The organism is Pseudomonas sp. N-1-13, assembly GCF_057787095.1.
In genome coordinates, this window is the sequence record NZ_JBYNRI010000001.1 from 1 (window position 1) to 22513 (window position 22513).

A 22513-nucleotide genomic window follows, 5' to 3' on the forward strand; every position below is an offset into this window, starting at 1 on the left:
CGGTACCCTCAAGGATGCTATGAACGAGGCGCTGCGCGACTGGGTGACCAACGTTGACAGCACGTTCTACCTGATCGGCACCGTGGCCGGCCCGCACCCGTACCCGGCCATGGTCCGCGACTTCCAGGCAGTGATTGGCAAGGAAACCCGCGATCAGTTGCAAGCCCAGGAAGGTCGTTTGCCCGACAGCCTGGTGGCGTGCATCGGCGGGGGCTCCAACGCCATGGGCCTGTTCCATCCGTTCCTGGACGACAAGAGCGTGGAAATCATCGGCGTCGAAGCCGCCGGCTACGGTATCGAGACCGGCAAGCATGCTGCCAGCCTGAACGGCGGCGTCCCCGGTGTATTGCACGGCAATCGTACTTTCCTGTTGCAGGACGACGACGGCCAGATCATCGATGCCCATTCGATTTCCGCTGGCCTCGATTACCCGGGTATTGGCCCTGAACACGCCTGGTTGCACGACATTGGTCGAGTCCAGTACACCTCTGTCACCGACGCCGAAGCCCTGGAAGCCTTTCACAAATGCTGTCGCCTGGAGGGAATCATTCCTGCCCTGGAAAGCGCCCATGCCCTGGCTGAAGTGTTCAAGCGTGCCCCGAACCTGCCCAAGGATCACCTGATGGTGGTCAACCTGTCCGGCCGTGGCGACAAAGACATGCAAACCGTAATGCACCACATGGAACAGTCCCAGCAGGAGAAACACTGATGAGCCGCCTGCAAACTCGTTTTGCCGAACTCAAAGAACAGAACCGCGCCGCCCTGGTGACTTTCGTGACCGCTGGCGACCCGGACTACGACACTTCGCTGGCGATCCTCAAGGGCCTGCCGGCGGCGGGTGCTGACGTGATTGAGCTGGGCATGCCGTTCACCGACCCGATGGCCGACGGTCCGGCGATCCAGTTGGCGAACATCCGCGCCTTGGGCGCACAGCAGAATCTGGCGAAAACCCTGCAGATGGTTCGCGAGTTCCGTGAAGACAATAGCGATACGCCGCTGGTGCTGATGGGCTACTTCAATCCGATCCATCGCTACGGCGTGCAGCGTTTCATTGGCGAAGCGCTGGACTCTGGCGTGGACGGGCTGATCGTGGTGGACATGCCACCTGAGCACAACAGTGAGCTGTGCGAGCCGGCCCAGGCCGCCGGTCTGGACTTCATTCGCCTGACCACGCCGACCACCGATGACGTGCGTTTGCCGACCGTGCTCAACGGCAGTTCTGGCTTTGTGTATTACGTCTCGGTGGCCGGCGTGACCGGCGCCGGCGCCGCGACGCTGGAACATGTGGAAGAAGCCGTGACGCGCCTGCGTCGTCACACCGATCTGCCGATCAGCATTGGTTTCGGCATTCGCACGCCGGAACAAGCTGCGGCCATCGCACGGTTGGCCGACGGGGTTGTGGTCGGTTCGGCCCTGATCGACCATATCGCCAGCGCTGAGACGCCGGAGCAGGCGATTGATGGGGTGTTGAGCCTATGTGCTGCCTTGGCTGATGGGGTGCGTAAGGCGCGGATTAGCTAATTGCCTGATTGAGTCTGCCAGTAATAAAAAAGGGGTTCAGAACTCGGTTCTGAACCCCTTTGTGGCTTCAAGGCAACTCCAACCCGCCACCCGCCTTGTGCAGCTTACGCAAATGCTCGCCTATCTCTTTGACGTTAGCCTCACTGGCACTGATTTCTGCCGCGCGGCTTGGCTCAAGCAAGGCCCTGACTTCCTTATCCAAATCCCCTGTCAGTGTTTGAAGCTGTTTCTGACGCAAGCTGCTTTCGGATTCCAGTCGCTGCCATTCGCTGGGCTGCGGCAGCCCGTAACCGCTGCTGCCCAGCAACTCGGCGGGACGGCTCAGGAAACCGCTGTTGGCGAGGATCTGTTGCAGTGTTGCGTTGGCCCTTTCCATGCCGCCGTTCTGCAACTCCCGGGCACCGAGGTAACGCTGTTTGACCTCATCCTGGGCCAATAACAGTTGTCGGCGATAGCTGGCCTGTTCCAGCAGGAGTAACGCCGCGCTGGTGCGCAGGTCGGCCCGTTCAAACCATGGCCGGCGTTCTGCGGCGCTCAGGGCCAGCCAGTCTTCCACGTTTTGTTGCTTGATCGGCAAGTGTTTCTTCAACACCTCGAACATGGCCTGGTACCGCTCGCGGAAAGAGTCGAAGCGGTAACCCAGGCGCAAGGCCTCCTTGGGATCATTGAGCACGCTGGTATCCGCCAGGCCGCGCCCCTTGAGCACTTCCAGCAAACCGTTGGGCATGATGCTGTCCAGCCCCTTGAGCTGCGCATTGTTGCTGCCGCTGCGCAGCAATTTCAGGCTTTCCACCGCGCAGTTGTTGGACAGGAAGTAATAGTTGCCGTCATAGCTCCAGTGCATTTCGGCGGCGTGTTCAACCGTGTCCTCGATTTCGGACCGTGTCAGGTTCAGCGGCACCGAGGCCAGGCTGCGCAGTTCGGTCTTGGTGTATTCATCGATGACCTGGGCCAGCGGCAGTACGAACAGGCGCGACGGGTATTTGCCCACCAGGCCATCCCAGCTCGACAGCTGCACATCGCCCACGAAGGCGCGGTATGACAGCACCAGGTGTTGATCCAGATCCAGCCGGCAATCCGGCCCACGGGGGCGGTCCGGCGCGCAGATCACCAGCCGCAGCATGCTGTGGCCCCAGCGGCTGACCCAGTTCTGGTTGGCTTCGGCCAAGAGGTAATCGATGGCGTAGACCCGCTCTGGATCAACCTTGCCCAGTGGCGTCTTGGCAAAGTCGTTGCCGGCGTTGAGGAACGCGAATGACGGGGCGCAGGTATTCTTGGCGGCGGGGGCCCAGCCAAAGTGTTCCTGATAATAGCGATACAGTGCTGGCCGTCGGCAGGCGTAACTCGGGTCCAGGAGAAAGTACTCCATGTTGACCGCGACGAACTCCTTGGGGCTGCTCGTTTCGTAGATGTCCGGGCTGCGGGCGACCTGGAGATTATGCTGTTCCCGTTCACCACGACGGCCGACGTATTGCGGCCAGCCGGCGAGGTCCAGCAAGCGGGGATCATCACTGAGTGTGAAGCGGCGGTCGTTCTGGCCCCGGCATTCATCGGGAAGGCCGATCAGCCCGGCGCTGCTGGTGCGTCGGGTGCAGCGTTGGATCAGCGCGCGTTCGGCGTTTGGCCATAAACGCGAGCGATCATAAATGTGGGTCAGTTCATGCAGGACCGTGGCGAGCATTTCCCGCCGCACGGTGCCGTGGGGGCGATGGGTCTTTTGCGTGGCGGCACTGCCGTCGGTGAGGCTGTCGAGCAGGTTGCGATTGAGGTCCAACTGCGACACCAGCGAGGCCTGGCCGTAGGCGTTGGCGGGCATCCGGGCGGTCCAGCCCACATTGATGCGTCGGTCCAGCTGTTCGATGAATCGCGGCGGCAGGGCCTGCATCGCTTCATTGAGCAGCGCCTGGCTGGCCTGCTGTTGCGCCGGGGTCAGTCCTTCGTCGTTAAGGTGCAGTTGCAGGCCGGCCTGGGCGGTGCTGCTCAAGAGCAGCACGACCCCGGCCGTCAGCCAGACGGCGAACGGCCTCACAATGCGAGGATGGCTTCGGCGAGAACCTGGTCACTGGCGTCGCGGGCTTCCGGTACGCGGGTGCGCAAGGTGTCGAAGGCGGCCTCGAGGTGAGCGCCACGAATTTCCCCGTTACTGGCGACGAAACTGGCCGCATCGTCATGGGCTTCACGAACGATTTTCGAGTCACGGATGGATGTGGTGGTGTCGGAGGTGAAATCGATCGTGCGCTGGGAGGCGCGAACGACGATGTTACTGGTGGCTACCAGGGTTTGTGCCTGGGCCACATCGGCCAACACCAGCAGGCCTAGGGTGGCAGCAATCAGCGGGCTACGCATGGAACGACTCCGAAGAATAAAGATAACTATTGGACGAGAATTGCCTGTGCCAGTTCAAGGTCGCTGACGTGAAGTTTTGGTTGGGTCCGGTGTAGATAATCCAGGGCCGACTCCAGTTGCGCACCTCTCAACTGCCCATCGCTGGCAACGAATGCCGCAGCGTCATCGTGGGCGGCGGCGATCAGTTTATGGTCGAAGGGCGCGGAGGTCACCATGCTCGTGGCATAGCCGCTGATCACGACTTGCTGGGTGGAGACATCGAAAGCATGGGCCGGAACGGACCAGCATAAAGCGCTGAAGAAAAAAGCGAGGGACAGATCTGAGTAGAAACGCATGGGACTCGACTGTTGATGGTGAGTCCGAAGGCTAGCGCAAACCACTGCGCCAGAGCCAGCGCTGAAACATCGGAACACCATTGGCGTCCCGATGTTTCATGTCTGGAATCAGATCACCAGGATGGCTTGGGCCAGTTGCGCGTCGGAGGCGTTCAACTGCGGCGCCTGCTGACGGATGTAATCCAGAGCGCTTTCCAGTTTCACACCGCGGATGGCGCCGTTACTGGCGACGAAACTGGCAGCATCGTCACGAGCGGCCAGGACAATTTTGTCGTCGCGAAACGACGAAGTGATATCGGACGTTGCGTCGGAAGTGGCCTTGAGCGCACCCACGAGGGAGTCGGTGGTGACGATAAAACTACTGGCATTGGAGTGTGCGGCTACGGCCAGCAGGGCGGCGGCGCTGAGCAGACGAAGACGGATCATGAGGAAACTCCTTGAATAATGAAGTGGTGCCGGTGCGTGTAGCTGGAAGAGAAGACGCATGCTCGACCCGCTTCGCCACGTTCGTTTCGATATTAGGTCAGAACGAGGTGGATGACAGCTTGGCCATTGGCTATTTCCACGCTTCTACAATAGCTCGATAAAACTGTACTGGTAATTTTACAATTATTATTAACTGTGCAGGTGCGTATTTTTTGGCAAAACCTGGCCTCTGAAACGACAAGACCCGTCGCGGTTTCCCGCGACGGGTCTTGTTTGTTCAATTCGGTGCTGGCGGTGGACCCGGTGGGTCAGGGCCAGCGACGCTGAGTTAGCGCCAGAACGGCTTGCTCAGCTCTTCGTAGCGTTGTGCTTCGCTGATACCGGCGTCAGCCAGCAGGCGTGCATCCAGACGGGCCAGTTGGTGGCGGCTGGCGATGCGGCGCTGCCACAACATCAGGTTAGCGATAACGCGAAGAGGCAGGGAAGCCTGGTTTTTTTCAGCTTTGTCTTCGAAGAACAGCTCGGAACTGAGTGTACGTTCCATGGTTGACATCCTTCCGCTTATGGCGGGATTAGGTAGTGGTTTAACTGGTGCCCATGATCCTCTCGTTTGGCCAGTCTCTCTAGATACAGTTCACCTGTAATGTGAGAGACCAGTTAACTGTTAAACGGTGGTGTACTGGTCAATATTGAGGCAACTGTACCTGTGCGCACTATTTATGTGCATTTTTGCTGTGAAAGCAGAGATGCGTAGGAGTTTGCTGTAGGAAATAACAGGTACAGTAGTACAGTTTTTGTGGTTTGTGGGTTGAAAGCGATGGCCAGTGAAAACTGTATTTGTTGCCCGGGTGATCCAGCTGTATTAAACCGCCAGCATCTGCCCGGTCTCTTCCAGATTCAGGTGCCAACTCAGTGCATCGCGCAGGATGTGCGGTGTATGTCCGCCCAAGGCGCACGCCGCTTCAAAATACTCGTTCAATGCCTGGCGATAGGACGGATGCACGCAATTGTCGATGACCACCCGCGCCCGCTCCCTTGGCGCCAGGCCACGCAGGTCGGCCAGGCCGATCTCCGTCACCAGGATGTCGACATCGTGCTCGGTATGGTCCACGTGGCTGACCATCGGCACGACACTGGAAATTGCGCCGCCCTTGGCGATCGACTTGGTCACGAAAATCGCCAGATGCGCATTACGCGCAAAGTCCCCCGAGCCGCCTATCCCATTCATCATCCGCGTGCCGCAGACATGGGTGGAGTTGACGTTGCCGTAGAGGTCGAACTCCAGTGCCGTATTGATGGCGATGATGCCAAGGCGGCGTACCACCTCGGGGTGGTTGGAAATTTCCTGGGGGCGCAGGACCAGCTTGTCCTTGTACTTCTCCAGATTGCCGAATACGTCGGCATTGCGCCGGCCCGACAGCGTAATGGAGCTGCCAGAGGCGAAGCTCAGTTTGCCGGCGTCGATAAGGTCGAATGTAGAGTCCTGCAGGACCTCTGAATACATGGTCAAGTCTTCGAATGGGGAGTCGATCAGCCCGCACATCACGGCATTGGCGATGTTGCCGATCCCGGCCTGTAATGGACCGAGTTTATTGGTCATGCGCCCGGCGGCGACTTCCTGTTTGAAGAAGCCGATCAAATGATCGGCAATGGCCTGGGTGTCGCTGTCCGGCGGCATGACTGTCGAAGGCGAATCCGGCTGATTGGTGATGACAATGGCGGCGATTTTTTCCGGCGGTATCGGGATGGCGGTGCTGCCGATACGGTCGTCGACCTTCACCAAGGGAATCGGTGTGCGGGTCGGGCGATAGGTCGGGATATAGATGTCATGCAACCCTTCCAGATCAGGGTTGTGGGCCAGGTTGATTTCAACAATGACCTGCCTGGCGAAAATAGCGAAGCTGGCCGAGTTGCCCACCGAGGTGGTGGGCACGATATGGCCTTGCTCGGTAATGGCCACGGCTTCGATCACTGCAATGTCCGGCAACTTGAGCTGGGCGTTACGCAATTGCTCGACGGTTTCCGACAGGTGCTGGTCGATGAACATCACCTCGCCAGCGTTGATCGCCTTGCGCAACGTGCTGTCGACCTGGAATGGCATGCGCCGGGCCAGTACGCCGGCTTCGGTGAGTTCCTTGTCGAGGTCGTTCCCCAGGCTCGCACCGGTCATAAGACTGATTTTCAGTGGCGTGACCTTGGCGCGCTCAGCCAGGGCGTGGGGCACTGCTTTCGCTTCTCCGGCGCGGGTGAAACCGCTCATGCCGACGGTCATGCCGTCCTGAATCAGCAAGGCTGCTTCGGCAGCGCTCATCACTTTGTTCAACAACGAGGGCAGGCGGATGCGATCACGGTACATGGGTGGTTATCTCGGGCTGGAAGCTGGATGCGCAGTCTAGTGAATTCGCGCCGTGCCCGACCCGCTACAAAAGTCGCATTTAAGGCGTCTATTACGGGCGTTTCAGGCAAAACATTATTACCGGATCGGTAACGTTCGGCCTTGATACAAATCAAAACGCCCCGACAAGTCGGGGCGTTAGTGGCGAAGCAGTGAGCGTTATTCCACCGCTTTGACCATGTCTTCGATAACCTTCTTGGCGTCACCGAACACCATCATGGTCTTGTCGAGGTAGAACAGCTCGTTGTCCAGGCCGGCGTAACCGCTGGCCATCGAGCGCTTGTTGACGATGATGGTCTTGGCCTTGAAGGCTTCGAGGATCGGCATGCCGGCAATCGGCGACTTCGGATCGTTCTTCGCCGCCGGGTTGACCACGTCGTTGGCACCCAGTACCAGCACCACGTCGGCCTGGCCGAACTCGGAGTTGATGTCTTCCATCTCGAACACCTGGTCGTAAGGCACTTCGGCCTCGGCCAGCAATACGTTCATGTGCCCGGGCATACGACCGGCCACTGGGTGGATCGCGTATTTGACGGTCACGCCGTGATGGGTCAGCTTCTCGGTCAGCTCTTTCAGCGCGTGCTGCGCCCGTGCCACCGCCAGGCCATAGCCCGGCACGATGATCACGGTATCGGCGTTGGTCAGCAGGAAGGTGGCGTCGTCAGCCGAGCCGGATTTCACCGGACGGGCTTCTTTGGAGCCTGCCGGGCCAGCGGCATCCGCCGTGTTGCCGAAACCGCCGAGCAGCACGTTGAAGAACGAACGGTTCATCGCCTTGCACATGATGTACGAGAGGATCGCACCGCTGGAACCCACCAGGGAGCCGGCGATGATCAGCATCGAGTTGTTCAGCGAGAAGCCGATACCCGCTGCAGCCCAGCCGGAATAGCTGTTGAGCATCGACACCACCACCGGCATGTCGGCACCGCCGATCGGGATGATGATCAGCACGCCCAACACAAACGCCAGGGCCAGCATCAGGGCGAATGCCCCGAGGTTGCCGGTGAACATGAACATCAGGCCCAGACCCAGTGTTGCCAGGCCCAGGATCAGGTTGAGCTTGTGCTGGCCGCCAAACTGTACCGGTGCGCCCTGGAACAGGCGGAACTTGTACTTGCCCGACAGCTTGCCGAAGGCGATCACCGAACCGGAGAAGGTGATTGCACCGATGGCGGCGCCAAGGAACAGCTCCAGACGGTTACCGGCCGGAATTGAATCCCCCAGTTGCTTGACGATGCCCAGGGACTGCGGCTCGACCACGGCGGCGATCGCGATAAATACCGCGGCCAGGCCGATCATGCTGTGCATGAACGCCACCAGCTCGGGCATCTTGGTCATCTCGACGCGCTTGGCCATGATCGACCCGGCAGTGCCGCCGACCAGCAGACCGACGATCACATAGCCGATGCCTGCGGTAGCCAGCTCGGCGCCCAACTTATAGATGAGACCCACGGTAGTGAGCACCGCCAGCGCCATGCCGAGCATGCCGAACAGGTTGCCTCGGCGAGATGTAGTGGGGTGCGACAGGCCTTTGAGGGCCTGGATGAAGCAGATCGACGCGATCAGGTAGAGCGTCGTTACCAGGTTCATGCTCATTACTTGGGCGCCTCTTCTTTTACGGCTTTCGGGGCTTTTTTCTTGAACATCTCAAGCATGCGGCGCGTCACCAGGAAGCCGCCGAACACGTTCACTGCGGCCAGGGCCACGGCGAGGGTGCCCATGGTCTTGCCCAGCGGGGTCACGGTCAGTGCGGCGGCAAGCATGGCGCCGACGATCACGATGGCCGAAATGGCATTGGTCACCGCCATCAGCGGTGTGTGCAGCGCGGGCGTTACGTTCCAGACCACGTGGTAACCGACATAAATCGCCAGCACAAAGATGATCAGGTTGTAGATACCGGGGGAGATAAGCTCTTCCATTGTCTGAATCCCTGCTTAGGCGTTTTTGCGGATGACTTGGCCGTCGCGGCACATCAGGCACGCGGCGACGATGTCGTCTTCCAGGTTCACGTCGAACTGACCTTCCTTGGTGAAGACCAGCTTCAGGAAGTCCAGCAGGTTACGGGCGTACAGCGCCGAAGCGTCTGCCGCGACTTCGCCGGCCAGGTTGGTCGGACCGCAAATGGTCACGCCATTTTCGATCACCACCTGATCGGCCACGGTCAGCGGGCAGTTACCGCCCTGGGCGGCCGCGAGGTCAATGACCACCGAGCCGGGTTTCATCTGTGCGACGGTTTCGGCACTGAGCAAAGTCGGTGCCTTGCGGCCCGGAATCAATGCGGTGGTGATGACGATGTCAGCCTGCTTGGCGCGCTCGTGCACGGCCTGGGCCTGGCGCTGCATCCAGCTGGCGGGCATGGGTCGGGCGTAGCCGCCAACGCCGACGGCGCATTCACGCTCTTCGTCGGTTTCGTAAGGTACATCGACGAACTTGGCGCCGAGGGATTCGATTTGTTCCTTCACTGCCGGACGCACGTCCGACGCCTCGATCACCGCACCCAGGCGCTTGGCCGTGGCAATCGCCTGCAACCCAGCCACGCCAGCACCGAGAATCAGCACCCGCGCCGCTTTCACGGTACCCGCGGCGGTCATCAGCATCGGCATGAAGCGTGGATAATGGTGGGCGGCCAGCAGCACGGCCTTGTAGCCGGCAATGTTCGCTTGAGACGACAGCACATCCAGGCTCTGGGCACGGGAGGTACGTGGTGCAGCCTCAAGGGCGAAAGCGGTAATGCCGCGTTCGGCCAGCTTGGCAATGGTTTCGTTATTGAACGGATTGAGCATGCCCACCAGAACGGTGCCGCTCTTGATCAGCGTCAGTTCGCTGTCGCTGGGGGCGACCACCTTGAGAATCAGTTCGGCCCCGAAAGCATCACTGGCGCTGCCAATGGTGGCGCCCGCTGCTTCATAGGCACTGTCGATAACGCTGGCCTTGATGCCGGCACCGCTTTGAACAGTGACCTTATGGCCTTGGCCGATCAGCTTCTTGATGGTTTCCGGGGTTGCAGCAACCCGCGTTTCACCCGTCTGGGTTTCGAGAGGAACACCAATGTGCACGTCAAATCTCCTGCGTGATCTTATTGAGTAAACCCAGGCACTTCGGATGGTGCGGCTGGGGCGGCCGATCAGCACGATCCCGCCGAATCAGGCGGGGCGCGGCATTTTGCAGGCGAAAATTCAGCCCTTCAAGGGATTATGACGGGTGACGGAAAATTAACTACAAGTCACCCTGTGACCGAATGTCGCAATGATCGGCATATATCCCTTGTAGGCTGGGCTTTCCAGGGTTTCAGGCCAAATTTGACGATTTTTCCATTGGCGACGTGAATGAACCCTGATGAGCTGCGTAACGTGGCTCAAAGCCACGTATTTGAACGGTTATGAGACTACGGTACTGATTTCGTAACAGATTGACTGTATGCGACATAAATTTATATCTGTAGCGCTTTTGATTAGCTTACTACCGGAGTCGGATATAGAGTTTTTCCTTGTTAATCAAGGCTGTAGCTACTAGCTTGATTGACCAGCCAATCGCGAAAAGCCCTCAGAGAGGCCGATTCGACCTTTCGTTCGGGGATCATCAGGTAGTAGGCCTTGATGCTCGACAAGGCATTTCGATTGGCAACGACCAATCGTTTCTCGGCCAGCTCGCGCTGGATCAAAAAAGGTGGAATCAAGGCGATTCCCATGTCATGCATCGCCGCTTGGGCAAGCATGGAGAATAGTTCATAACGCGGGCCTGTCAGGTCTCGCGCGATATTGAGGTTTTGAGCGTTGAACCACTGGCGCCACGCATACGGGCGGGTGGTTTGCTGAAGTAGGGGCAGTTCGGCGATGGCTTGCGGTGTCAGGCTGTTCCGGTTGCCCAGTAAGGTAGGGCTGCACACGGGCATCGGGTTTTCTCCCATCAGCTTGTGGGATTCGGTACCGGACCAGTCCGCATCGCCGAAATAAATGGCTGCGTCAAAATCCGTATCCGCAAAGAGAAACGGCCGCGTGCGATTGGTCAGATTGACCGTGACTTCTGGATGCTGCTGTTGGAAGTCCTTGAGGCGCGGTAGCAGCCATTGAGTACCAAACGTCGGAACCACTGCCAGCTCTATCACGTTGGCGCCGGTATGCCCCATCACTGAAAGAGTATCGCGCTCCACGGCGTCCAGTTGAGTGGCAACGCGGCGGCTGTAGGAAAGTCCGGCCTCTGTCAGTTTGACTCCCCGCCGTGAACGTCGGAACAACTCCACACCGAGGAAGTCCTCCAGGCTGGCGATCTGTCGACAAATAGCGCCCTGTGTGAGGGAAAGCTCCTGTGCGGCCTTGGTGAAGCTCTCATGACGTGCGGCGGCCTCGAAGCTGACCAGAGCGGCGGTGCTGGGGATTTTTCTGCGCATGTACATCAACCTCACTCGTCAGGATCGTAAACGGGGTTCAGGGGCGTTTACGGAGTGAGAAATTAGCACAAGAGCGTGCGTAATCCTCGTTTGCTCTGATAGGAAAGCGCGCCTAGGATCAATCCACGATTTTTAATCTGATTGGCGAGGACTCTTTCATGGCCGGTAAAGCGAGTTTCAACTGGATTGATCCATTGTTGTTGGACCAGCAACTCACCGAAGAAGAACGCATGATTCGCGACACTGCCGAGCAGTTCGCCCAACAGAAGCTCGCGCCGCGGGTGTTGGAAGCGTTCCGTCATGAAAAAACCGACCCGGCGATTTTTCGTGAGATGGGTGAGGTCGGCTTGTTGGGCGCAACCATTCCTGAACAGTACGGCGGCAGCGGCTTGAACTACGTCAGCTATGGCTTGATCGCTCGTGAAGTGGAACGCGTTGATTCAGGTTATCGCTCGATGATGAGTGTGCAGTCCTCGTTGGTCATGGTGCCGATCAATGAGTTCGGTACCGAAGCTCAAAAGCAGAAGTACCTGCCGAAGCTGGCTTCCGGCGAGTGGATCGGTTGCTTTGGTCTGACAGAGCCGAACCACGGTTCCGACCCGGGAGCGATGATTACCCGTGCGCGCAAAGTGGAAGGCGGCTACAGCCTCACGGGTAGCAAGATGTGGATCACCAACAGTCCGATTGCCGATGTATTTGTCGTCTGGGGTAAGGATGACGCCGGTGACATCCGTGGCTTTGTTCTCGAGAAAGGCTGGAAAGGCCTGAGTGCACCGGCGATTCACGGCAAGGTCGGTCTGCGCGCTTCGATCACTGGCGAGATCGTCATGGATAACGTCTTCGTTCCAGAAGAAAACATCTTTCCTGATGTGCGTGGGCTGAAAGGGCCTTTTACCTGTCTGAACTCGGCTCGCTATGGCATCTCCTGGGGGGCCTTGGGTGCTGCCGAATTCTGCTGGCACACCGCGCGCCAGTACACCCTGGATCGGCAGCAGTTTGGTCGTCCTTTGGCTGCCACTCAGTTGATCCAGAAAAAACTGGCCGACATGCAGACTGAAATCACCCTTGCCCTGCAAGGATGCCTGCGTCTGGGTCGTATGAAGGATGAGGGTACGGCCGCTGTTGAAATCACATCGATCATGAAGCGCAACTCCTGCGGCAAGTCCCTGGATATTGCTCGCATGGCGCGGGACATGCTGGGTGGCAATGGCATCTCCGATGAGTTCGGCATCGCTCGCCATCTCGTCAACCTGGAAGTGGTGAACACTTACGAAGGTACTCATGACGTTCATGCACTGATCCTGGGGCGTGCGCAAACCGGTATCCAGGCGTTCTATTAATAGGGGGAACGGCATGGGCGCGCTTTCGCATCTGCGGGTACTGGATTTATCGAGGGTGCTGGCCGGGCCGTGGGCTGGTCAGATCCTGGCGGACCTGGGAGCTGAGGTCATCAAGGTCGAGCGGCCGGGTGGTGGCGACGATACGCGCGCCTGGGGACCGCCGTTCCTGAAGGATGCGTCTGGCGAGAATACCACCGAGGCGGCCTATTACTTGTCGGCCAATCGCAACAAGCAATCGGTGACCATCGATTTCACGCACCCCGAGGGGCAAAGGTTGGTGCGGGAGTTGGTGGCCAAGTCCGACATTCTGATTGAGAACTTCAAGGTAGGTGGGCTGGCGGCTTATGGCCTGGACTACGACTCGCTGAAGGCGATCAACCCGCAACTGATCTATTGCTCGATTACCGGGTTTGGTCAAACCGGTCCTTACGCCAAGCGCGCCGGATATGACTTCATGATCCAGGGGTTGGGGGGCTTGATGAGTCTCACCGGCCGGCCTGAAGGTGATGCGGGGGCGGGCCCGGTGAAGGTAGGGGTGGCGCTGACAGATATCCTGACTGGTGTCTATTCGACCGTGGCCATCCTGGCAGCGTTGGCTCACCGCGATCATGCCGGCGGCGGGCAGCATATCGACATGGCCTTGCTGGACGTTCAAGTGGCTTGCCTGGCGAACCAGGCGATGAATTACCTGACCACGGGCAACGCGCCGAAGCGGTTGGGCAACGCTCATCCGAACATAGTGCCTTATCAGGACTTTCCTACGGCTGACGGTGACTTCATCCTTACGGTAGGCAATGACGGTCAGTTCCGAAAGTTCGCCGAGGTAGCGGGGCAGCCGCAGTGGGCTGATGACCCTCGCTTTGCGACAAACAAGTTGCGGGTGGCGAACCGTGCAGTATTGATACCTTTGATTCGCCAGGCGACGGTATTCAAGACCACTGCCGAATGGGTCGCTCAGTTGGAGCGGGCTGGTGTGCCCTGTGGGCCGATCAACGATTTGTCCCAGGTGTTTGCTGATCCTCAGGTCCAGGCGCGTGGGCTGGCGATGGAGTTGCCTCATGCACTGGCGGGTAAAGTGCCGCAGGTTGCCAACCCGATCCGGCTGTCCGAGACCCCGGTGGAATATCGCAATGCGCCTCCTTTATTAGGGGAGCACACGCGGGATGTCCTGCAGCGAGTATTGGGGTTGGATGAGGCGATGGTGACGGGGTTGAGAGAGGCTGGGGTGCTCTAATGCTTTCTTCTATATAGAAGGGGCTTTCAGAGGGGCGCGGTGGCTTTTTCGAATGCCCTGCAACTTATTGATAGAAAAACGAAATTAAGGGTTGACGGCAAATTCTGGAAGTCTATAATTCGCCCCACTTCCGGCGCAGTCGAAACGAAAAACTTCTTGAGTTTCAATGAGTTACACGATTTTAGGCGGCGCAGGGCTTCAGGTCATCGAAGCTTGGGAAGCAGTTGGTGGGGCGGTTTTCCTGGCTCCGTTAACGATTCGATCTTCTCGATCGAAAGCGTCAAAAAGAGGTGTTGACAGCAGCGAGTAACGCTGTAGAATTCGCCTCCCGCTAACGAGAGATCGGAAGCGCAAGTGGTTGAAGTTGCAGAGGAAACTTTGAAAACTTCTTAAAATAACCGCTTGACAGATACACCGGGCGCTGTAGAATGCGCGCCTCGGTTGAGACGAAAGGCTCAACCCACCGCTCTTTAACAACTGAATCAAGCAATTCGTGTGGGTGCTTGTGGAGTCAGACTGCTAGTCAACAGATTATCAGCATCACAAGTTACTCCGCGAGAAATCAAAGATGTAACCAACGATTGCTGAGCCAAGTTTAGGGTTTTCTCAAAACCCAAAGATGTTTGAACTGAAGAGTTTGATCATGGCTCAGATTGAACGCTGGCGGCAGGCCTAACACATGCAAGTCGAGCGGTAGAGAGGTGCTTGCACCTCTTGAGAGCGGCGGACGGGTGAGTAAAGCCTAGGAATCTGCCTGGTAGTGGGGGATAACGCTCGGAAACGGACGCTAATACCGCATACGTCCTACGGGAGAAAGCAGGGGACCTTCGGGCCTTGCGCTATCAGATGAGCCTAGGTCGGATTAGCTAGTTGGTGAGGTAATGGCTCACCAAGGCGACGATCCGTAACTGGTCTGAGAGGATGATCAGTCACACTGGAACTGAGACACGGTCCAGACTCCTACGGGAGGCAGCAGTGGGGAATATTGGACAATGGGCGAAAGCCTGATCCAGCCATGCCGCGTGTGTGAAGAAGGTCTTCGGATTGTAAAGCACTTTAAGTTGGGAGGAAGGGCATTAACCTAATACGTTAGTGTTTTGACGTTACCGACAGAATAAGCACCGGCTAACTCTGTGCCAGCAGCCGCGGTAATACAGAGGGTGCAAGCGTTAATCGGAATTACTGGGCGTAAAGCGCGCGTAGGTGGTTCGTTAAGTTGGATGTGAAATCCCCGGGCTCAACCTGGGAACTGCATTCAAAACTGTCGAGCTAGAGTATGGTAGAGGGTGGTGGAATTTCCTGTGTAGCGGTGAAATGCGTAGATATAGGAAGGAACACCAGTGGCGAAGGCGACCACCTGGACTGATACTGACACTGAGGTGCGAAAGCGTGGGGAGCAAACAGGATTAGATACCCTGGTAGTCCACGCCGTAAACGATGTCAACTAGCCGTTGGGAGCCTTGAGCTCTTAGTGGCGCAGCTAACGCATTAAGTTGACCGCCTGGGGAGTACGGCCGCAAGGTTAAAACTCAAATGAATTGACGGGGGCCCGCACAAGCGGTGGAGCATGTGGTTTAATTCGAAGCAACGCGAAGAACCTTACCAGGCCTTGACATCCAATGAACTTTCCAGAGATGGATTGGTGCCTTCGGGAACATTGAGACAGGTGCTGCATGGCTGTCGTCAGCTCGTGTCGTGAGATGTTGGGTTAAGTCCCGTAACGAGCGCAACCCTTGTCCTTAGTTACCAGCACGTAATGGTGGGCACTCTAAGGAGACTGCCGGTGACAAACCGGAGGAAGGTGGGGATGACGTCAAGTCATCATGGCCCTTACGGCCTGGGCCACGTGCTACAATGGTCGGTACAGAGGGTTGCCAAGCCGCGAGGTGGAGCTAATCCCACAAAACCGATCGTAGTCCGGATCGCAGTCTGCAACTCGACTGCGTGAAGTCGGAATCGCTAGTAATCGCGAATCAGAATGTCGCGGTGAATACGTTCCCGGGCCTTGTACACACCGCCCGTCACACCATGGGAGTGGGTTGCACCAGAAGTAGCTAGTCTAACCTTCGGGGGGACGGTTACCACGGTGTGATTCATGACTGGGGTGAAGTCGTAACAAGGTAGCCGTAGGGGAACCTGCGGCTGGATCACCTCCTTAATCGACGACCGCAGCTGCTTCATGAGCTCCCACACGAATTGCTTGATTCATTGAAGAAGACGATTGGGTCTGTAGCTCAGTTGGTTAGAGCGCACCCCTGATAAGGGTGAGGTCGGCAGTTCGAATCTGCCCAGACCCACCAATTTCATGGTGTTCCCTGTAGAAATACGGGGCCATAGCTCAGCTGGGAGAGCGCCTGCCTTGCACGCAGGAGGTCAGCGGTTCGATCCCGCTTGGCTCCACCATTACAGATTGGCACCAACGTTTAAAGCTTAGAAATGAGCATTCCACCAAGACGGTGCTGAATGTTGATTTCTAGTCTTTTGATTAGATCGTTCTTTAAAAATTTGGGTATGTGATAGAAAGATAGACTGAACGTTACTTTCACTGGTAACGGATCAGGCTAAGGTAAAATTTGTGAGTGCTCTTAGAGCATGCGAATTTTCGGCGAATGTCGTCTTCACAGTATAACCAGATTGCTTGGGGTTATATGGTCAAGTGAAGAAGCGCATACGGTGGATGCCTTGGCAGTCAGAGGCGATGAAAGACGTGGTAGCCTGCGAAAAGCTTCGGGGAGTCGGCAAACAGACTTTGATCCGGAGATGTCTGAATGGGGGAACCCAGCCATCATAAGATGGTTATCTTGTACTGAATACATAGGTGCAAGAGGCGAACCAGGGGAACTGAAACATCTAAGTACCCTGAGGAAAAGAAATCAACCGAGATTCCCTTAGTAGTGGCGAGCGAACGGGGACTAGCCCTTAAGTGGCTTTGAGATTAGCGGAACGCTCTGGAAAGTGCGGCCATAGTGGGTGATAGCCCTGTACGCGAAAGTCTCTTAGTCATGAAATCGAGTAGGACGGAGCACGAGAAACTTTGTCTGAATATGGGGGGACCATCCTCCAAGGCTAAATACTACTGACTGACCGATAGTGAACTAGTACCGTGAGGGAAAGGCGAAAAGAACCCCGGAGAGGGGAGTGAAATAGATCCTGAAACCGTATGCGTACAAGCAGTGGGAGCCCACTTTGTTGGGTGACTGCGTACCTTTTGTATAATGGGTCAGCGACTTATTTTCAGTGGCGAGCTTAACCGAATAGGGGAGGCGTAGCGAAAGCGAGTCTTAATAGGGCGTCTAGTCGCTGGGAATAGACCCGAAACCGGGCGATCTATCCATGGGCAGGTTGAAGGTTGGGTAACACTAACTGGAGGACCGAACCGACTACCGTTGAAAAGTTAGCGGATGACCTGTGGATCGGAGTGAAAGGCTAATCAAGCTCGGAGATAGCTGGTTCTCCTCGAAAGCTATTTAGGTAGCGCCTCATGTATCACTGTAGGGGGTAGAGCACTGTTTCGGCTAGGGGGTCATCCCGACTTACCAAACCGATGCAAACTCCGAATACCTACAAGTGCCGAGCATGGGAGACACACGGCGGGTGCTAACGTCCGTCGTGAAAAGGGAAACAACCCAGACCGTCAGCTAAGGTCCCAAAGTTATGGTTAAGTGGGAAACGATGTGGGAAGGCTTAGACAGCTAGGAGGTTGGCTTAGAAGCAGCCACCCTTTAAAGAAAGCGTAATAGCTCACTAGTCGAGTCGGCCTGCGCGGAAGATGTAACGGGGCTCAAACCATACACCGAAGCTACGGGTATCACTTAGGTGATGCGGTAGAGGAGCGTTCTGTAAGCCTGTGAAGGTGAGTTGAGAAGCTTGCTGGAGGTATCAGAAGTGCGAATGCTGACATGAGTAACGACAATGGGTGTGAAAAACACCCACGCCGAAAGACCAAGGTTTCCTGCGCAACGTTAATCGACGCAGGGTTAGTCGGTCCCTAAGGCGAGGCTGAAAAGCGTAGTCGATGGAAAACAGGTTAATATTCCTGTACTTCTGGTTATTGCGATGGAGGGACGGAGAAGGCTAGGCCAGCTTGGCGTTGGTTGTCCAAGTTTAAGGTGGTAGGCTGAGATCTTAGGTAAATCCGGGATCTTAAGGCCGAGAGCTGATGACGAGTTACCCTTTGGGTGACGAAGTGGTTGATGCCATGCTTCCAAGAAAAGCTTCTAAGCTTCAGGTAACCAGGAACCGTACCCCAAACCGACACAGGTGGTTGGGTAGAGAATACCAAGGCGCTTGAGAGAACTCGGGTGAAGGAACTAGGCAAAATGGCACCGTAACTTCGGGAGAAGGTGCGCCGGTGAGGGTGAAGCACTTGCTGCGTAAGCCCACGCCGGTCGAAGATACCAGGCCGCTGCGACTGTTTATTAAAAACACAGCACTCTGCAAACACGAAAGTGGACGTATAGGGTGTGACGCCTGCCCGGTGCCGGAAGGTTAATTGATGGGGTTAGCTAACGCGAAGCTCTTGATCGAAGCCCCGGTAAACGGCGGCCGTAACTATAACGGTCCTAAGGTAGCGAAATTCCTTGTCGGGTAAGTTCCGACCTGCACGAATGGCGTAACGATGGCGGCGCTGTCTCCACCCGAGACTCAGTGAAATTGAAATCGCTGTGAAGATGCAGTGTATCCGCGGCTAGACGGAAAGACCCCGTGAACCTTTACTATAGCTTTGCACTGGACTTTGAATTTGCTTGTGTAGGATAGGTGGGAGGCTTTGAAGCGTGGACGCCAGTTCGCGTGGAGCCATCCTTGAAATACCACCCTGGCAACTTTGAGGTTCTAACTCAGGTCCGTTATCCGGATCGAGGACAGTGTATGGTGGGTAGTTTGACTGGGGCGGTCTCCTCCTAAAGAGTAACGGAGGAGTACGAAGGTGCGCTCAGACCGGTCGGAAATCGGTCGTAGAGTATAAAGGCAAAAGCGCGCTTGACTGCGAGACAGACACGTCGAGCAGGTACGAAAGTAGGTCTTAGTGATCCGGTGGTTCTGTATGGAAGGGCCATCGCTCAACGGATAAAAGGTACTCCGGGGATAACAGGCTGATACCGCCCAAGAGTTCATATCGACGGCGGTGTTTGGCACCTCGATGTCGGCTCATCACATCCTGGGGCTGAAGCCGGTCCCAAGGGTATGGCTGTTCGCCATTTAAAGTGGTACGCGAGCTGGGTTTAGAACGTCGTGAGACAGTTCGGTCCCTATCTGCCGTGGACGTTTGAGATTTGAGAGGGGCTGCTCCTAGTACGAGAGGACCGGAGTGGACGAACCTCTGGTGTTCCGGTTGTCACGCCAGTGGCATTGCCGGGTAGCTATGTTCGGAAAAGATAACCGCTGAAAGCATCTAAGCGGGAAACTTGCCTCAAGATGAGATCTCACTGGGACCTTGAGTCCCCTGAAGGGCCGTCGAAGACTACGACGTTGATAGGTGGGGTGTGTAAGCGCTGTGAGGCGTTGAGCTAACCCATACTAATTGCCCGTGAGGCTTGACCATATAACACCCAAGCAATTTGCTGACCCGATACAGGGCACCAGATTGCGGTGTGTGAAGACGCTATGAACCGAAAGTTCGCACAACACACAAACCTATCGCATACCCATTCGCTGGAACGTGACCGTAAGGCACGCGCTGGCTACCGAATTTCTTGACGACCATAGAGCATTGGAACCACCTGATCCCATCCCGAACTCAGCAGTGAAACGATGCATCGCCGATGGTAGTGTGGGGTTTCCCCATGTGAGAGTAGGTCATCGTCAAGATTAAATTCCGAAACCCCTATCTGCTGACGCAGGTAGGGGTTTTGTTTTAGTAGAAGTTATCGATTTTCGCTGGCACGTTACTGTTGAACGGGCCGGTCACAGAATTTCTTGACGACCATAGAGCATTGGAACCACCTGATCCCATCCCGAACTCAGCAGTGAAACGATGCATCGCCGATGGTAGTGTGGGGTTTCCCCATGTGAGAGTAGGTCATCGTCAAGATTGAATTCCCAGAACCCCTGTCTGCTGATGCAGACAGGGGTTTTGTCGTTTTGGGCCGGTAATCGGATCGCCCCTCATGATTGCTGTCCACACACGGCAAACCCTGTGGCCATTGCTATGCTGTGATAGTCGGGGCATCTGAAAAATGGCCCGCGACGTCACTGGTCATGGGGATTCCAATAATGAAAAACCCTTATGCTCCTGGCTTCTGGTGCGCCCTCGCAGCGTTGGTGTTGCTTTCGGCCACTTATTTCTATGGCGTCATGCTGACTCACCAGATCGACAAAGCACTGATCTTCCTCGATAGCGCGGCTGCGCTGATCGGTGTGATATCCATCGCAATCGTGGCCTGGGCATCGCTCCAAGGGCAACGCATCAAAAAAAAGCATCTTGAGCAGGGTAAGACTCTGGTGCTGATCTGGGATACCAAGGTTGCATTACGCCGGGTCGAAACGGTCTTCGATCGTTACTTCTGGGGCAGTTACTGGCAGCCTGGCCGCACATTTCAGGAAGTCATGGGTGAACTCACCGGTACTCCATTGGAAAAAAGTCTCGAGGCCTTGAAGACCCAATGTGCGGCATTGGACAAACAGGTCGCCGAAGACGACTGGCATTGGCTGAACAACGCTCGTGAGCTCTGCGACGTCGCTAACGCTATGGCGCGGGAGCGCTATCAACTGGACTTCTGCGATCCTCGCGCGGACTCATCGGGCGCGACGGTGATCAATCGTGATTTCGAAGTGTTGGTGTACACCTGGACGGCACGGCTGAAGACGTTCGACCATCAACTCGATGAGATTGAAGTTCAATATTCGTAGACCCTCTCTCAAGAAAACGCTTCCCCCCTTTAAACATTGGGCCCGCTGGCATGCCTGATGGTAATCTCCCTCCACTTCGCGGCGTCGAGCCACACCCTTAGCGGTGTCAGGGAAGACGACGGCTTTTTCAACCATGGATATTGATCGGATCACTCATGAATAAATCAGCAAGCGTACTTCTGGGAATCGTTGTGGTCGTCGGTGCAATCAGCGCGGGTGGCGCCTGGTACACCGGAACGAAACTCGAAGGAGTGCTGCAAACCGCCATTGCCGACAGCAACAAGCAAATGCAAACGGCCCTGGCCGGGTCAAATGGCACGGCTTCGATCGAGCTGGTGTCATTGGACCGTGGGACTTTCAGCAGCACCGCCCATTATCGCCTCAAAGGTGAAGGCGAGATGTTTGGTGATGAATCGGTTGAATTGCTGTTCGTCGACAACATCGAACATGGCCCGCTGCCGTTCTCGCGCCTGATGACGCTCAAATGGTTGCCGGTCATGGCTACCAGCCACACCGAACTTGAACGCACGCCGTTGACCGAGAAATGGTTCGTCGCTGCCAAGGACAAGTCGCCGCTCAAAGGTGTGGTCAACCTGGGCTACGACCAGTCGACCCACGGCACGTTCGAGTTGCTGCCCCTGGACACCAAGCTGGATGAACAGTCCCAGCTCAGTTTCTCTGGTCTGAAGATCGACCTGGCCTCCAGCGCCCAGGCAGAGAAAATCAAGGCTGACGGTTATATGGACAGCTTCAAGCTGACCACCGTCGCTGAGGACCAGACGCCGGTGCAAGTCGAGCTCAACGGCCTGACGCTCGCCAGCAACCTGAGCAAGAGCACTTATGGTTATTACATGGGTGATAACGTTCTGATGCTCAGCAACAGCAAGACTACTTTTGGGGAGCAGAAGTCGGTCTTGGGCCTGAAGAACTTCGAGATGAAGAACAACAGCACCGAAAATGGCACCAGCGCATCGGGGCGTGCCGATTACAAGGTCGGTGAGTTGTCATTCAACGATAAGGCTATCGGTTCTGCGCAGATGGCAGTCAGCCTGAAGAACCTGGACATCCCGGCCACCATGTCGCTCATGCAGGTCTATCAAACCAAGCTGCAACCCTACGAGCAGGCGGCGGCTGAAGCGGCAGCAGCCGGTGAGCCAGCGCCGGAGCTGGTGCTGAGCGAGGCTGAGGAGGCGCAGGTCAAGGCCGACCTGGAAAAACTCCTGGCCGGCGGCCCGCAAGTGGCACTGGAAAATCTGTCGTTCACTACAGCCAATGGCGAAAGCCGCGCGACGCTGGTCATCGACCTTACCAAGCCGCAATCCATGGACCTGCCGCCTGATCAACTGGGTCGTCAGTTGCTCGCCTTGCTGGATTTCAATTTGAAAGTCTCCAAGCCGATGCTGGTTGATCTGTTGACCGTGCAGGCGCAAATGGAAGGCCAGACCGACGCCAAGTTGATCGCCGATCAGGCCACTGCCACCAGCGATATGTTCAGCGCGATGGCGGTGGGCACAGAGCTGGCAACGCTTGAAGGCAACGATGTGGTCACCAAGCTGCACTACGCCAACAATCAAGTTGATTTCAACGGTCAGAAGATGACAGTCGAACAATTCACCGCGTTTGTGATGAACAAGTTGGGTGGCGGCGTAACCATCCAGTAATCGACTGGAGCAACATCCA

16 protein-coding genes, 2 tRNA genes and 4 rRNA genes are annotated in these 22513 nt (G+C 56.7%); 12 read left to right on the forward strand and 10 right to left on the reverse strand.

The window, feature by feature from the left end; genetic code table 11:
* Positions 1-709, forward strand: a 709-nt coding sequence (locus tag AC3I65_RS00005) for a pyridoxal-phosphate dependent enzyme (RefSeq protein WP_488523384.1), incomplete at its 5' end; no start/stop codon positions are given.
* Positions 709-1521, forward strand: a complete 813-nt coding sequence (gene trpA / locus AC3I65_RS00010; protein ID WP_047230074.1) for a tryptophan synthase subunit alpha — start codon at positions 709-711, stop codon at positions 1519-1521. The genes AC3I65_RS00005 and trpA, both read left to right, overlap by 1 nt.
* 67 nt (positions 1522-1588) lie before the next feature.
* Here trpA and AC3I65_RS00015 read toward each other — a convergent pair whose 3' ends face one another.
* From AC3I65_RS00015 to AC3I65_RS00060, 10 genes are all read right to left on the reverse strand, one after another.
* Positions 1589-3550: a DUF7844 domain-containing protein gene (locus tag AC3I65_RS00015; protein ID WP_488523385.1), complete on the reverse strand. Its 1962-nt coding sequence runs from the start codon at positions 3548-3550 to the stop codon at positions 1589-1591.
* Entirely contained in the window at positions 3547-3867 is a 321-nt protein-coding gene (locus AC3I65_RS00020; protein WP_047230076.1) for a DUF2388 domain-containing protein, read from the reverse strand. The genes AC3I65_RS00015 and AC3I65_RS00020 overlap by 4 nt, the downstream gene beginning before the upstream one ends.
* Before the next feature lie 26 nt (positions 3868-3893).
* The gene (locus AC3I65_RS00025; RefSeq protein ID WP_047230077.1) at positions 3894-4202 is read right to left on the reverse strand and encodes a DUF2388 domain-containing protein; all 309 of its coding nucleotides are present in this window, start codon (positions 4200-4202) and stop codon (positions 3894-3896) included.
* A gap of 108 nt (positions 4203-4310) precedes the next feature.
* Positions 4311-4628, reverse strand: a complete 318-nt coding sequence (locus tag AC3I65_RS00030) for a DUF2388 domain-containing protein (RefSeq protein WP_047230078.1) — start codon at positions 4626-4628, stop codon at positions 4311-4313.
* A 328-nt stretch (positions 4629-4956) separates the two neighbouring features.
* A complete protein-coding gene (locus tag AC3I65_RS00035; RefSeq protein WP_047230079.1) occupies positions 4957-5172 on the reverse strand; it encodes a DUF1127 domain-containing protein in 216 nt (71 codons plus the stop codon).
* Positions 5173-5490: 318 nt separating this feature from the next.
* Positions 5491-6984, reverse strand: a complete 1494-nt coding sequence (gene scpC / locus AC3I65_RS00040; RefSeq protein ID WP_047230080.1) for a succinyl-CoA:acetate CoA-transferase ScpC — start codon at positions 6982-6984, stop codon at positions 5491-5493.
* Positions 6985-7182: 198 nt separating this feature from the next.
* Complete coding sequence (locus AC3I65_RS00045; RefSeq protein ID WP_047230081.1) at positions 7183-8619, reverse strand: NAD(P)(+) transhydrogenase (Re/Si-specific) subunit beta; 1437 nt, start codon at positions 8617-8619, stop codon at positions 7183-7185.
* A complete protein-coding gene (locus tag AC3I65_RS00050) occupies positions 8619-8942 on the reverse strand; it encodes an NAD(P) transhydrogenase subunit alpha part 2 (RefSeq protein ID WP_003187010.1) in 324 nt (107 codons plus the stop codon). Before AC3I65_RS00050 ends, AC3I65_RS00045 begins: the two co-directional genes overlap by 1 nt.
* 15 nt (positions 8943-8957) lie before the next feature.
* A complete protein-coding gene (locus tag AC3I65_RS00055; protein WP_047230082.1) occupies positions 8958-10079 on the reverse strand; it encodes a Re/Si-specific NAD(P)(+) transhydrogenase subunit alpha in 1122 nt (373 codons plus the stop codon).
* Positions 10080-10513: 434 nt separating this feature from the next.
* Complete coding sequence (locus AC3I65_RS00060; protein WP_076386503.1) at positions 10514-11410, reverse strand: LysR family transcriptional regulator; 897 nt, start codon at positions 11408-11410, stop codon at positions 10514-10516.
* Positions 11411-11568: 158 nt separating this feature from the next.
* On the opposite strand from AC3I65_RS00060, the gene AC3I65_RS00065 reads away from it, so the two are divergent.
* The 10 genes from AC3I65_RS00065 (at position 11569) to AC3I65_RS00110 (ending at position 22494) form a co-directional block, all read left to right on the forward strand.
* On the forward strand, positions 11569-12750 hold the full coding sequence (locus tag AC3I65_RS00065; protein ID WP_025216186.1) for an acyl-CoA dehydrogenase: 1182 nt from the start codon (positions 11569-11571) through the stop codon (positions 12748-12750).
* A 13-nt stretch (positions 12751-12763) separates the two neighbouring features.
* Positions 12764-13984: a CaiB/BaiF CoA transferase family protein gene (locus AC3I65_RS00070; RefSeq protein WP_488523386.1), complete on the forward strand. Its 1221-nt coding sequence runs from the start codon at positions 12764-12766 to the stop codon at positions 13982-13984.
* 625 nt (positions 13985-14609) lie between these two features.
* Positions 14610-16142: ribosomal RNA gene (locus AC3I65_RS00075) — 16S ribosomal RNA — on the forward strand.
* Positions 16143-16207: 65 nt separating this feature from the next.
* Positions 16208-16284: transfer RNA gene (locus AC3I65_RS00080), tRNA-Ile, on the forward strand.
* 27 nt (positions 16285-16311) lie between these two features.
* Positions 16312-16387, forward strand: a tRNA-Ala gene (locus AC3I65_RS00085).
* Between the two features lie 247 nt (positions 16388-16634).
* Positions 16635-19526 (forward strand): 23S ribosomal RNA (locus AC3I65_RS00090).
* Positions 19527-19676: 150 nt separating this feature from the next.
* Positions 19677-19792: ribosomal RNA gene (rrf, locus tag AC3I65_RS00095) — 5S ribosomal RNA — on the forward strand.
* 107 nt (positions 19793-19899) lie between these two features.
* A 5S ribosomal RNA gene (gene rrf / locus AC3I65_RS00100) occupies positions 19900-20015 on the forward strand.
* The 16S, 23S and 5S rRNA genes sit together here with 2 tRNA genes alongside, the layout of an rRNA operon.
* Before the next feature lie 182 nt (positions 20016-20197).
* Complete coding sequence (locus AC3I65_RS00105; protein ID WP_047230327.1) at positions 20198-20833, forward strand: hypothetical protein; 636 nt, start codon at positions 20198-20200, stop codon at positions 20831-20833.
* Positions 20834-20988: 155 nt separating this feature from the next.
* Positions 20989-22494 (forward strand): YdgA family protein, encoded by a 1506-nt coding sequence (locus tag AC3I65_RS00110; protein WP_076383119.1) that lies wholly within the window; start codon positions 20989-20991, stop codon positions 22492-22494.
* Positions 22495-22513 lie beyond the last annotated feature (19 nt).

Excerpts from the sequence above, each read along its gene's own strand:
- AC3I65_RS00050 (WP_003187010.1), bottom strand. The coding sequence starts at position 8,942 with ATGGAAGAGCTTATCTCCCCCGGTATCTACAACCTGATCATCTTTGTG.
- scpC (WP_047230080.1), bottom strand. The coding sequence starts at position 6,984 with ATGTACCGTGATCGCATCCGCCTGCCCTCGTTGTTGAACAAAGTGATG.
- AC3I65_RS00035 (WP_047230079.1), bottom strand. The coding sequence starts at position 5,172 with ATGGAACGTACACTCAGTTCCGAGCTGTTCTTCGAAGACAAAGCTGAA.
- AC3I65_RS00070 (WP_488523386.1), top strand. The coding sequence starts at position 12,764 with ATGGGCGCGCTTTCGCATCTGCGGGTACTGGATTTATCGAGGGTGCTG.
- AC3I65_RS00020 (WP_047230076.1), bottom strand. The coding sequence starts at position 3,867 with ATGCGTAGCCCGCTGATTGCTGCCACCCTAGGCCTGCTGGTGTTGGCC.
- AC3I65_RS00045 (WP_047230081.1), bottom strand. The coding sequence starts at position 8,619 with ATGAGCATGAACCTGGTAACGACGCTCTACCTGATCGCGTCGATCTGC.
- AC3I65_RS00105 (WP_047230327.1), top strand. The coding sequence starts at position 20,198 with ATGAAAAACCCTTATGCTCCTGGCTTCTGGTGCGCCCTCGCAGCGTTG.
- trpA (WP_047230074.1), top strand. The coding sequence starts at position 709 with ATGAGCCGCCTGCAAACTCGTTTTGCCGAACTCAAAGAACAGAACCGC.
- AC3I65_RS00060 (WP_076386503.1), bottom strand. The coding sequence starts at position 11,410 with ATGCGCAGAAAAATCCCCAGCACCGCCGCTCTGGTCAGCTTCGAGGCC.
- AC3I65_RS00025 (WP_047230077.1), bottom strand. The coding sequence starts at position 4,202 with ATGCGTTTCTACTCAGATCTGTCCCTCGCTTTTTTCTTCAGCGCTTTA.
- AC3I65_RS00030 (WP_047230078.1), bottom strand. The coding sequence starts at position 4,628 with ATGATCCGTCTTCGTCTGCTCAGCGCCGCCGCCCTGCTGGCCGTAGCC.
- AC3I65_RS00065 (WP_025216186.1), top strand. The coding sequence starts at position 11,569 with ATGGCCGGTAAAGCGAGTTTCAACTGGATTGATCCATTGTTGTTGGAC.
- AC3I65_RS00110 (WP_076383119.1), top strand. The coding sequence starts at position 20,989 with ATGAATAAATCAGCAAGCGTACTTCTGGGAATCGTTGTGGTCGTCGGT.